This is a genomic window from Ramlibacter sp. GCM10027632, assembly GCF_042675325.1.
GTDB lineage: Bacteria > Pseudomonadota > Gammaproteobacteria > Burkholderiales > Burkholderiaceae_C > Ramlibacter.
Window position 1 is genome coordinate 422978 of record NZ_JBHTGW010000001.1, and the last position, 11721, is coordinate 434698.

The 11721-nt window shown below is 70.6% G+C and carries 12 protein-coding genes; 8 read left to right on the forward strand and 4 right to left on the reverse strand.

Features of this window, described 5'->3' with window-relative positions:
• Positions 1-71: 71 nt before the first annotated feature.
• A complete protein-coding gene (coaBC, locus tag ACFQZY_RS01865; RefSeq protein ID WP_377411882.1) occupies positions 72-1286 on the reverse strand; it encodes a bifunctional phosphopantothenoylcysteine decarboxylase/phosphopantothenate--cysteine ligase CoaBC in 1215 nt (404 codons plus the stop codon).
• A 93-nt stretch (positions 1287-1379) separates the two neighbouring features.
• Here coaBC and ACFQZY_RS01870 point away from each other — a divergent pair, with 93 nt between their 5' ends.
• The 6 genes from ACFQZY_RS01870 to ACFQZY_RS01895 are packed head-to-tail and all read left to right on the forward strand — an operon-like array spanning position 1380 to position 6851.
• Positions 1380-3044, forward strand: coding sequence for a CTP synthase (locus ACFQZY_RS01870; protein ID WP_377411885.1), 1665 nt, complete (start codon positions 1380-1382; stop codon positions 3042-3044).
• 3 nt (positions 3045-3047) lie between these two features.
• A complete protein-coding gene (kdsA, locus tag ACFQZY_RS01875) occupies positions 3048-3905 on the forward strand; it encodes a 3-deoxy-8-phosphooctulonate synthase (protein ID WP_377411888.1) in 858 nt (285 codons plus the stop codon).
• Positions 3906-3948: 43 nt separating this feature from the next.
• Positions 3949-5235: a phosphopyruvate hydratase gene (gene eno / locus ACFQZY_RS01880; RefSeq protein WP_377411891.1), complete on the forward strand. Its 1287-nt coding sequence runs from the start codon at positions 3949-3951 to the stop codon at positions 5233-5235.
• A gap of 15 nt (positions 5236-5250) precedes the next feature.
• Positions 5251-5562, forward strand: coding sequence for a septum formation initiator family protein (locus ACFQZY_RS01885; protein ID WP_377411893.1), 312 nt, complete (start codon positions 5251-5253; stop codon positions 5560-5562).
• Positions 5563-5571: 9 nt separating this feature from the next.
• On the forward strand, positions 5572-6168 hold the full coding sequence (gene pnuC, locus ACFQZY_RS01890; protein ID WP_377411895.1) for a nicotinamide riboside transporter PnuC: 597 nt from the start codon (positions 5572-5574) through the stop codon (positions 6166-6168).
• Positions 6165-6851, forward strand: coding sequence for an AAA family ATPase (locus tag ACFQZY_RS01895; protein ID WP_377411897.1), 687 nt, complete (start codon positions 6165-6167; stop codon positions 6849-6851). Before pnuC ends, ACFQZY_RS01895 begins: the two co-directional genes overlap by 4 nt.
• Here the strand turns inward: ACFQZY_RS01895 and ACFQZY_RS01900 are convergent.
• Positions 6835-7812: an Hsp33 family molecular chaperone HslO gene (locus ACFQZY_RS01900; protein WP_377411899.1), complete on the reverse strand. Its 978-nt coding sequence runs from the start codon at positions 7810-7812 to the stop codon at positions 6835-6837. The two genes, ACFQZY_RS01895 and ACFQZY_RS01900, sit on opposite strands and share 17 nt — an antisense overlap.
• An 8-nt stretch (positions 7813-7820) precedes the next feature.
• Complete coding sequence (locus ACFQZY_RS01905) at positions 7821-8345, reverse strand: gamma carbonic anhydrase family protein (RefSeq protein WP_377411901.1); 525 nt, start codon at positions 8343-8345, stop codon at positions 7821-7823.
• Between the two features lie 105 nt (positions 8346-8450).
• Here ACFQZY_RS01905 and ACFQZY_RS01910 point away from each other — a divergent pair, with 105 nt between their 5' ends.
• Complete coding sequence (locus ACFQZY_RS01910; RefSeq protein ID WP_377411903.1) at positions 8451-9692, forward strand: EAL and HDOD domain-containing protein; 1242 nt, start codon at positions 8451-8453, stop codon at positions 9690-9692.
• Between the two features lie 23 nt (positions 9693-9715).
• Complete coding sequence (locus tag ACFQZY_RS01915) at positions 9716-10528, forward strand: ferritin-like domain-containing protein (RefSeq protein WP_377411905.1); 813 nt, start codon at positions 9716-9718, stop codon at positions 10526-10528.
• A gap of 42 nt (positions 10529-10570) precedes the next feature.
• On the opposite strand, the gene ACFQZY_RS01920 is transcribed toward ACFQZY_RS01915, so the two are convergent.
• A complete protein-coding gene (locus tag ACFQZY_RS01920; protein ID WP_377411907.1) occupies positions 10571-11578 on the reverse strand; it encodes an ABC transporter substrate-binding protein in 1008 nt (335 codons plus the stop codon).
• Positions 11579-11721: the final 143 nt, after the last annotated feature.

The window sequence follows — 11721 nt, forward strand, 5'->3', positions numbered from 1 at the left end:
GTTCAGGCGTTCAGGGGGCGGGGCATGGCGCGTACGCCGAGGCGGGAGCGCCGCAGGGAAACGGGGCGGGGTCAGGCCGCCATCCGCCGGGCGATCTCGGCCACCAGCTGGCGCGCCAGGGTGAGCTTGTCCGCGGGCGGGAGTTCGTGGGTGCCGGCGGCGTCGACCAGCAGCAGCTGGTTGTCGTCGCGGCCGAAGGTGGCGGGGCCGATGTTGCCCACCAGCAGCGGCACGCCCTTGCGGGCGCGCTTGGCCTGGGCGTTGGCCACCAGGTCGTGGCTCTCCGCGGCGAAGCCGACGCAGAACAGCGCGCCGCTGCGGGCCCGCTCGCCCTGGGCGATGCCGGCGAGGATGTCGGGGTTCTCGATGAACTCCAGCGGCGGCGGCAGGCCGGAGCCGTCCTTCTTGATCTTGCGCTCGCTGGCGGCGGCGGGGCGCCAGTCGGCCACCGCGGCGGTGGCCACGAAGAGGTCGGCCGACTGCGCGGGCGCCTGGCAGGCGGCCTGCATCTCCAGCGCCGACTGCACGTCGACGCGGGCCACGCCGCGCGGCGTGGCCAGGCTCACCGGGCCGGCCACCAGGGTGACCTCGGCGCCGGCCTCGCGGGCGGCGCGGGCGATGGCGAACCCCATCTTGCCCGAGCTGCGGTTGGTGATGCCGCGCACCGGGTCCAGCGCCTCGAAGGTGGGGCCGGCGGTGACCAGCACGCGCTTGCCCGAAAGCAGCTTGGGCTGGAAGAAGGCGATGACGTCCTCGAGCAGTTCGGCCGGCTCGAGCATGCGGCCGTCACCGGTCTCGCCGCAGGCCTGGAAGCCGGTGCCCACGCCGAGCACGTGTGCGCCGTCGGCGACGAGCTGGGCGAGGTTGCGCTGGGTCGCGGGGTGGGCCCACATCTCGCGGTTCATGGCCGGGGCCACCAGCAGCGGCACGGTCTCGATCGGGCGGGCCAGGCACATCAGCGAGAGCAGGTCGTCGGCCCGGCCATGCAGCAGCTTGGCGATGAAATCGGCGCTGGCGGGGGCGATGAGGATGGCGTCGGCCTCGCGCGAGAGGTTGATGTGGGCCATGTTGTTGGCCTCGCGCGCGTCCCACTGCGAGTCGTAGACCGGGCGGTTGGACAGGGCCTGCATCGTCACCGGGGTGATGAACTGGCCGGCGGCCTCGGTCATCACCACCTGCACGGTGGCGCCTTCCTTGATCAGGGCCCGGCACAGCTCGGCGGCCTTGTAGCAGGCGATGCCCCCGGTGAGGCCCAGGACGAAGTGTTTGCCGGCCAGGTCGTTCATGGCGGGCAAGTGTAGCCGCCGGGCCGGGCCGGCTCGGCGGCTGCCTATAATCTCGCTTTACCACCTCCCCGGAAGCACGGCCTTCCGACCGACATGACCAAATTTGTCTTCGTCACCGGCGGTGTGGTGTCTTCCCTGGGCAAGGGAATCGCCTCAGCCTCCCTCGCCGCGATCCTGGAGTCGCGCGGCCTCAAGGTTACTCTCATCAAGCTGGATCCCTACATCAACGTGGATCCGGGCACCATGTCCCCCTTCCAGCACGGCGAAGTGTTCGTCACCGACGACGGCGCCGAGACCGACCTGGACCTGGGCCACTACGAGCGCTTCGTCACCACCCGCATGGGCAAGGTGAACAACTTCACCACCGGCCGCATCTACCAGAGCGTGCTGGAGAAGGAGCGCCGCGGCGACTACCTGGGCAAGACCGTGCAGGTGATCCCGCACGTGACCAACGAGATCCAGGAATTCATCAAGCGCGGCGCCCGCATGGACACGCCCGAGGCGGCCGATGTCGCCATCGTGGAAATCGGCGGCACGGTGGGTGACATCGAGTCCCTCCCCTTCCTGGAGGCGGTGCGCCAGATGTCCCTGCGCATGGGCCCGAACAACACGGCCTTCGTGCACCTGACCTACGTGCCCTGGATCGCCGCTGCTGGCGAGCTCAAGACCAAGCCCACCCAGCACACGGTGCAGAAGCTGCGCGAGATCGGCATCCAGGCCGACGCCCTCCTGTGCCGCGCCGACCGCGCCATCCCCGATGACGAGCGCGCCAAGATCTCGCTGTTCACCAACGTCGCCGAATGGGGCGTGATCTCCATGTGGGACGTGAACACGATCTACAAGGTGCCGCGCATGCTGCACGAGCAGGGCCTGGACGGCCTGATCTGCGACAAGCTGCGCCTGAACACGCCGCCCGCCAGCCTCAAGCGCTGGGACGACCTGGTGTATGAGACCGAGCACCCGCAGGGCGAGGTGCACATCGCCATGGTCGGCAAGTACGTGGACCTGTCGGACAGCTACAAGTCGCTGAACGAGGCCCTGCGCCACGCCGGCATGAAGAACCATGTGCGGGTGAAGATCGACTACGTCGACTCCGAGACCATCACCTCCGAGACCGCCTCGCAGCTGGCCAAGTACGACGCCGTGCTGGTGCCCGGCGGCTTCGGCAAGCGCGGCACGGAAGGCAAGATCAACGCCGCCCGCTTCGCCCGCGAGAACAAGGTCCCCTACCTGGGCATCTGCCTGGGCATGCAGGTCGCCACCATCGAGTACGCCCGCCACGTGGCCGGCCTGAAGGACGCCAACTCCACCGAGTTCGAGCCGCAGTGCCCGCACCCCGTGATCGCCCTGATCACCGAGTGGAAGGACGCCGACGGCAGCATCAAGACCCGCAGCGAGAACTCCGACCTCGGCGGCACCATGCGCCTGGGCGCGCAGAGCTCCGACGTGGCCAAGGGCACGCTGGCGCACAAGATCTACGGCGACGTGGTCACCGAGCGCCATCGCCACCGCTACGAGGCCAACGTGGCCTACCTGGACCAGCTGCGCAAGGCCGGCCTGGTGATCTCCGCGCTGACCCAGCGCGAGCAGCTCACCGAGATCGTCGAGCTGCCGCAGGACGTGCACCCCTGGTACATGGGCGTGCAGTTCCACCCCGAGTTCAAGTCCACCCCCTGGGACGGCCACCCGCTGTTCAACGCCTACATCAAGGCGGCGGTGGATCACCAGAAGACCGGCAAATTGAAGGCAGTGGCTTAAACCATGAAACTCTGCGGCTTCGACATCGGGCTGGACAAGCCCTTCTTCCTGATCGCCGGCCCCTGCGTGGTCGAGAGCGAACAGCTCCAGATGGATGTGGCCGGCCAGCTCAAGGAGATCACCTCCGCGCTGGGCATCCCCTTCATCTTCAAGAGCAGCTACGACAAGGCCAACCGCTCTTCGGGCACGAGCTTCCGCGGCCCGGGCATGTCGCGCGGCCTGGAGATCCTGGCCAAGGTGAAGAAGGAGCTCGACGTTCCCATCATCACCGACGTCCACACCGAGGCCGAGATCCCCGAGGTGGCGAAGGTGGTCGACGTGCTGCAGACCCCCGCCTTCCTGTGCCGCCAGACCGACTTCATCCGCGCCGTGGCGCAGTCGGGCAAGCCGGTGAACATCAAGAAGGGCCAGTTCCTCGCCCCGCACGACATGAAGAACGTGATCGACAAGGCACGCGCCGCAGCCCGCGAGGCCGGCCTGCCCGAGGACAGCTTCATGGCCTGCGAACGCGGCGCCAGCTTCGGCTACAACAACCTGGTCTCGGACATGCGCTCCCTGGCCATCATGCGCGAGACCGGCGCCCCGGTGGTGTTCGACGCCACCCACTCGGTGCAGCTGCCCGGCGGCCAGGGCACCAGCTCCGGCGGCCAGCGCGAGATGGTGCCGGTGCTCTCGCGCGCGGCGGTGGCCGTGGGCGTGGCCGGCCTGTTCATGGAGACCCACCCCGACCCGTCCAACGCCCTGTCGGACGGCCCGAACGCCGTGCCCCTGAAGCACATGAAGGCCCTGCTCGAGACCCTGGTCGCCCTGGATACGGTGACCAAGAAGAACGGCTTCCTCGAGGCGCAGTTCAACGCCTGAACCCGGACGCCAGCCCCCTTTCCAACTTTTCGGAGATCTTCCTGTGAGTGCAATCGTTGATATCGTCGGCCGTGAAATCCTCGACTCGCGCGGCAACCCCACCGTCGAATGCGACGTGCTGCTGGAGTCCGGCACCATGGGCCGCGCCGCGGTCCCCTCGGGCGCCTCGACCGGCTCGCGCGAGGCCATCGAGCTGCGTGACGGCGACAAGTCCCGCTACCTGGGCAAGGGCGTGCTGAAGGCCGTCGAACATATCAACACCGAGATCTCCGAAGCCGTGCTGGGCCTGGACGCCTCCGAGCAGGCCTTCCTGGACAAGACCCTGATCGACCTGGACGGCACCGAGAACAAGAGCCGCCTGGGCGCCAACGCCATGCTGGCCGTCTCCATGGCCGTGGCCCGCGCCGCCGCCGAGGAATCCGGCCTGCCCCTGTACCGCTACTTCGGCGGCATGGGCGCCAACCAGCTGCCGGTGCCGATGATGAACATCATCAACGGCGGCGCGCACGCCAACAACTCCCTGGACCTGCAGGAACTCATGATCATCCCCGTGGGCGCGCCGTCGTTCCGCGAGGCCCTGCGCTGGGGCGCCGAGGTGTTCCACGCCCTCAAGAAGATCCTGCATGACAAGGGCATCAGCACCGCCGTGGGCGACGAGGGCGGCTTCGCCCCCAGCGTCGAGAACCACGAGGCCGCGATCAAGCTGATCCTGGAAGCCATCGACAAGGCCGGCTACACCGCCGGCGAGCAGATCGCCCTGGCCCTGGACTGCGCCGCCAGCGAGTTCTACAAGGACGGCAAGTACGTGCTGGAAGGCGAAGGCGGCATCTCGCTGAGCGCCGAGCAGTGGACCGACATGCTGGCCACCTGGTGCGACAAGTACCCCATCATCTCCATCGAGGACGGCATGGCCGAAGGCGACTGGGACGGCTGGAAGCACCTGACCGAGCGCCTGGGCAAGAACGTGCAGCTGGTGGGCGACGACCTGTTCGTCACCAACACCAAGATCCTGAAGGAAGGCATCGAGAAGGGCATCGGCAACTCGATCCTGATCAAGATCAACCAGATCGGCACTCTGACCGAGACCTTCGCCGCCATCGAGATGGCCAAGCGCGCCGGCTACACCGCCGTGATCTCGCACCGCTCGGGCGAGACCGAGGACAGCACCATCTCCGACATCGCGGTGGGCCTGAACGCCGGCCAGATCAAGACCGGTTCCCTGTCCCGTTCGGACCGCATGGCCAAGTACAACCAGCTGCTTCGCATCGAGGAAGACCTGGGCGACGTCGCCAGCTACCCCGGCCGCGCCGCGTTCTACAACCTGCGCTGAAGCCCCTGAGCGCCCATGTCGCCCCGCGTGGTCACCGGCCTGCTGCTCGCCCTGCTGCTCGTGCTGCACGCGCAGCTGTGGTTCGGCCGAGGCAGCGTGTCCAGCGTCGGCGACATGCAGCGCAAGCTCGATGCCCAGAAGGCCGCCAACGTGGCGGCACAGCAGGCCAACGAGCGCATGGCCTCCGAGGTGCGTGACCTCAAGGAGGGCCTGGAGATGGTCGAGGAAAAGGCCCGCCTGGAGCTCGGCATGGTCAAGCCCAACGAGGTCTTCGTGCAGGTCACGTCCGCGGCCTCCGCGGCCCGGCCGGCCCCGGCGGGCAAGTAGCCGCCGGCGATGCCCGAGTTCCTGTTCGCCGAGGCCTTCGTCCTCGGCGGCTCCCCCACCACCTGGCTCGAGATCGCCGCCGTCGCGATCTCGCTGCTCATGGTGTGGTGCAACATCCGCGAGATCCACTGGGGCTGGCCGCTGGCCATGGTGGCCTCGGGCCTGTACTTCGCGATCTTCTGGCGCAGCCTGCTCTATGGCGAGGCCGGGCTGCAGGTGGTCTTCATCGTCGTCGCGGCCTGGGGCTGGCGGCAGTGGCTGCGCGGCGGCGCCGGCGAGCTGCACGTGACGCGCCTGTCCCCGCGGGGCCGGGCGCTGGCCCTGGCGGCCTGCGCCGCGCTGTGGCCGCTCACCGCCCTCTTCCTCGACCGCCTGACCGACAGCGACGTGCCCTGGTGGGATGCCTTCCCGACCGCCCTCAGCCTGGTCGCCCAGTACCTCCTGGGCCGCAAGATCCTGGAGAACTGGACCGGCTGGGCCGTGGTCAACCTGGCCAGCGTCGCCCTGTTCCTGCACAAGGGGCTGTGGCTCACCGTGGCCCTCTACACCGTCTTCATCGTCCTGAGCGTCGCCGGCTGGCGCGCCTGGCGCCGGCAGCTGCCGTGACCGCGGCCGCCCCCGCCTCCCGCGCGACGCCCCTGCGCATCGCCCTGCTCGGCGCCGAGAGCACCGGCAAGAGCACGCTGGCGCGGGCCATGGCCGGCCGCCTCGAAGAGCGGGGCCACCGCGTCGCCGTGGTCGACGAGGTGCTGCGCGAATGGTGCGCCCGCGAGGGCCGCACGCCGCGGCCCGAGGAGCAGATGCCGATCGCGCAGGAGCAGGAGCGCCGCGTCGAGGCGGCCTGCGCGGGCGCCGACATCGTCATCGCCGACACCACCGCGCTGGTGGTGGCGATCTACAGCGGCATGCTGTTCAGGGACCGGGGGATCTACCCCTACGCCCTGGAGCGCCAGCGTACCTTCCACCTCACCCTGCTCACCGGCCTGGACCTGCCCTGGGTGGCCGACGGCCTGCAGCGGGACGGCCCGCACTCGCGCGAGCCCATGGACGCCCTGCTGCGCGAGGCCCTTGCGCTGGCGCAGGTGGACTGGCGGGTGGTCTACGGCGCCGGCGAGCAGCGCACGCTCAACGCGCTGCAGGCGCTGGCCGAGGTCGCGCCCTGGGCCTGGCAGGCCGAGGCGGACCCGGCGGACATCGAGCGCTGGTCACGCCTGCGGGCCACCTGCGAGAAATGCGGTGACGCCAGCTGCGAGCACCGCCTCTTCACCGGCCTCACTGGACGGACGTAGTCACCGGCGGCTGGTCGCCGGGCGAGGTGAACAGCCTGGCCGCGTCGACCGGGTCGAAGCGGTACTGGCTTCCGCAGAAGTCGCACCCGACCTCGATCTCGCCGCGCTCGGCGAGGATGGACTCGGCCTCCTCGCGGCCCAGGCCGCGGATCATGCCGGCCACGCGCTCGCGGCTGCAGGTGCAGGCGAACTGCGGCCGCTGCGCCGGGAAGCGCAGCAGGCTCTCCTCCCAGAACAGGCGGCGCAGGATGGTGTCCACGTCCAGCTCCAGCAGCTCCTGGCGGGTCAGGCTGGCGGCCAGCGTGGCGATGCGGTTGAAGTCCTCGTGCTGGCCGATGGCGTCCTCGTTGGCGCGGGAGACCATCGAGCCGGCCAGGTTGCCCTCGCCCTCGATCGGCAGGCGCTGGATCAACAGGCCCGCCGCCACCTTCTCGTCGGCCGCCAGGATCAGGCGGGTGTCCAGCTGCTCGGACTGCAGCATGTAGTGCTCCAGCACCTCGGACAGGCGCTCGATCTTCTCGCGCCGGTCGCCATGCAGCGGCACCACGCCCTGGTACGGCTGCTGGCCGGGGAACTTGTCCTTGGGGTCCAGGGTGATCGCGCAGCGGCCCTGGTTGCGCACGTTGACCAGGTCGGACAGGCGCGCGTCCATCGGCACCTCGCCCACCACCTTGGCGGTGGCGCGCAGCGACAGGTCGGGCTGGACCTCGACCACGGCCAGCTTGACCGGGCCGTCGCCGAAGACCTGCAGCACCAGGGCGCCGTTGAACTTGATGTTGGACTGCATGAGGGCGCCGGCCGCGGCCATCTCCCCCATCATCTCGGCGACGGCGCGCGGCCAGGGGCCGGTGGCGGTGTTGGCCTCGCGCCGCTGCAGGACCTCCTGCCAGGCGTCGGTCAGGCGCACGATGATCCCGCGCACCGGCAGGCCGTCGAACAGGAACTTGTGGAGTTCGCTCAAGCCGGGCCTCACGCGATCTTCTTGAGGCCCTGGGCGAAGCGCCGGGCGTTCGCCACATAGCCCTCGGCGCTGGCCGCCAGCTTGCGGGCGGCCTCGTCGTCGAGGGTGCGCACCACCTTGGCGGGGCTGCCCAGGATCAGGGAGTTGTCGGGGAATTCCTTGCCCTCGGTGACCACGCTGCCGGCGCCGACGATGCTGTTGCGGCCGATCTTCGCGCCGTTGAGGATCACCGTCTGGATGCCGATCAGGCTGCCGTCGCCGATGGTGCAGCCATGCAGCATGACCTGGTGGCCCACCGTGACGTTCTCGCCGATGGTGAGGGGCTTGCCGTGGTCGGTGTGCAGCACCGAGCCGTCCTGCACGTTGGAGTTGCGGCCGATGCGGATCGGGTCGTTGTCGCCGCGGACCACCGCGCCGAACCAGACGCTGGCGTTCTCGCCCAGTTCCACCGCGCCGATCACCTGGGCGCTGTCCGCCACCCAGGCGCCTGCGCCGAGCGTGGGGGTCTTTCCGTCGAGTTCGTAAATGGCCATGGGGATGTTCTTGCGTCGAAAAGAGGCATTGTAGGGAGCGTGTTCCGCGCCTGCCCGGGGCCGGGGGGTGACCACAATGGTCCGCCAGCGAACGAATCGCCCCCCATGACCCCGCCCGCCCACGACACCGCCATCGCCGCCACCGCCTTCGCCCGCCTGCCGATCCTCGACGGCAAACGCGCCATCGTCGGCTGGGAGCTGGTGGACAACGGCGGCGGCGCCGAAGGGCCCGCGCGCGACGCCGACCTGCTGCTGCAGGCCCTGGCCCTGCAGGAGCAGGGCGCCCTGGGCAGCGGCGAGCGGCGCCGCCTGCTGTTCGTGCGCTGCGACGCCCGCACCGTGGCCGGCGGCCACCTGGAAGCGATGGACCCGCAGCAGGCGGTGATCGAGGTGGCCCTGCCGCCCCAGCCGGAACCCGGCCTGGTCGACGAGGTCGCCCGCAACCTGGCCGTGCTGCGCGCGCTGGGCCTGCGCTTCGCCTTCCCGCACGAGGCGCTGGCCTCGCACTGGAAGGACTGGCTGGCCCATGCCAGCTACCTGAAGATCGACGTCGCGCGGCTGCCGCCCGCGGCGCTGCCGGCGCTGGTGAAGGTGGCCCGCACCCGGCCGCAGCTGCAGCTGATCGCCGGCGGTATCACCCGCCCCGAGCAGCAGGCCGAGGCCGCCGCCCTGGGCCTGGACTGGTTCCAGGGCCGCTGGTTCACCGAGCCCGTCTGGGTGCGCAGCCAGGTGATGCGGCCGAGCCAGGCCATGATCCTGGAGATGATCGGCCTGATCCAGCGCGGCGCCGAGGTCCCCCACATCGAGGCACTCCTCAAGCGCGACCCGGCGCTGTCGTTCAACCTGCTTCGCTTCATCAACAGCTCGGGCTTCGGCCTGTCCTGCGAGATCACCTCCTTCGCCCACGCGGTGATGATCCTGGGCATGGACCGCCTGCTTCGCTGGGCCTGCCTGCTGGTGGCCGGCGCCCACGCCGGCGCCGCGCCCGCCATCGGCCAGACCGCCGTCGTGCGCGGGCGGCTGATGGAGCTGCTCGCCGACGAACTCCTGCCCCCCGAGCAGTGCGACCATGCCTTCGTCGCCGGCGTGTTCTCCCTGCTCGACGCCATGACCGGCGTGCCCCTGCCGCGCGCGCTGGACGACCTCCCGCTGCCCGACGCGGTGCGCGACGTGCTGCTGTCCCGGCACGGCGTGCTCGCCCCCTTCCTCGAGCTGGCCCAGGCCTGCGAGGCGGCCGACGACGCCGCCTTCGCCCGCGCCGCCGGCACCCTGCAGCTGTCCAGCCACCAGGTGAACATGGCCCACCTCGAGGCCCTGGCCTGGGCCGAGGAACTGCTGGCGGCCTGACGCCCTCGGGCATGATCGGGGGCATGGACGAACTGCGGTCCCTGGCCCTCGCGGCCCTCCTCCAACCCGACCCCGCGGCCAAGGCCGAGGCGGCGTGCGCGCTGCACGGGCGCGCCGCGTCGCTGCCCCTGGCCGAGACCCTGCCCGCCGTCGAGGGCCTGCTGCCGGGCCGCCCGCCGCGGCCGGTGCTGGTGCACCCGGCGAAGGTGCCGCGGCGCTCGCCGTCCCGGCCCGAGGGGCTGGCGGCGCTGCTGCATGCCATCGCCCACATCGAGTTCAACGCCATCAACCTCGCGCTCGACGCGGCCTGGCGCTTCACCGGCATGCCCCGGGCCTTCCACGAGGACTGGCTGCGCGTGGCCGCCGAGGAGGCCATGCATTTCGGCCTGGTGCGCGACCTGCTCGCCGGCCTCGGCCATGCCTACGGCGACTTCCCGGCGCACGACAACCTCTGGGCGATGTGCACCCGCACCCAGGAGGACATCGTCGCGCGCATGGCCCTGGTGCCGCGCACCCTGGAAGCCCGCGGCCTGGACGCCACGCCCCAGATCCAGGACAAGCTGCGCGCGGTGGGCTCGCCCATGGCCCTGCGCGCGGTCGAAGTGCTGGACATCATCCTGCGCGACGAGGTCGGCCACGTGGCGATCGGCAACCACTGGTACCGGTGGCTGTGCGCGCGCGAGGGCCTGGAGCCGGTGGCCCACTACCCGGTGCTGGTCGAGAAGTACGCGGCGCCGCGCCTGTACCCGCCGTTCAACAAGGCGGCGCGGCGGCGCGCCGGCTTCAGCGACGAGGAACTCGACTTCCTCGAGGCTGCTCCCGGAGAGGCTCGCTGACAGGCTCCCGCCGGCGCGCCGGCCCGGGCGGGAGCGCCGCGGTCAGCGCGAGGCCGCGTCGTAGTAGCGCGGCTCGTAGTAGGAGGACACCGGCTGCATCTGGCGGCGGGGCTGGCCGTACTTCTCGCGCAGGGCCACCGTCGTGCGGGTGCCGGCCTCGTCCAGGCGGCCCTGGCGCTGGAACCCGGTGACGGGGTGCAGCAGGATGTCGTAGGCGCGCTCGGCGGACGCCATCGTCGAATTGGGCACGTTGGCGAGGAACAGCTTCAGCGCGGCGTCCTTGTTGCGGCGGTCGTAGAGCCAGTCCAGCGCCTGCCGGTAGCCGCGGATGTAGCCCGTCACCGCCTGCGGGTTCTGCTGCGCCCAGCTGCGGCGCACGCCGCCGACCAGGCCCTGGTAGCTGCCCAGGGCGGCGGAGGCGTCGGCCAGCACGCGCAGGCCCTGGGCCTGGGCCATCACCTCGAACGGCGAGATCAGCATGGTCGCCGCGTGCTTGCCGGCCACGAGCTGCTCGTAGCGTTGCAGCACGCCGCCGGCTGGCACGGTGCGGTAGTCGCGATTGAGCACCAGCCCGTTGCGCTCCAGGATCTCCAGCAGCACGAAGGCGTAGCCGGTGGTGAGCGCGTCGACCGAGACCTCCTTGCCGCGCAGGTCGGCGATCGAGCCCACGGAGGACTGGGCCGTCAGGCGCAGGAAGCCGTTGTCCCCGCCCATGATGGCCACCAGGTCGCTGCCGTCGGCGCCGGGCGCGCCCTGGCCCTCGCGGTAGGCGATCAGGTTGTCGATCGCGGTCACGGCGATGTCGAAGTCGCCCTTGATCAGGCCGGTGAGCTGGAAGGTGGAATTCGGCGTGGGCGTGAGCTTCACGTCGACCCCGTTGCGGGCAAAGAAGCCCTGGGACTGCCCGACCCACAGCGGCCAGTTGAAGCCGCCGGGGAAGACGATGACCTTGAGTTCGCGCGGCGGCTGGGGTGCCGTCGCCTGCATGGGCGCGCAGGCCGCCGCCAGCCACGCCGCCGCCAGCAGCGCCAGCGCCTTGAGGATTCGCATGCTTGTCTCCTGTCGTTGGAAGGGTCGTGGGCCGCGAGGGGCCCGCGCCATGCTAGCCAGCGCCCCGGGCGCCGTCGCGCGCCCCGCCGGAAAACTGTTTTCCCCCAGCCCCGGCCCCGCCCCCTCCTGGCCGTGGAAGATTT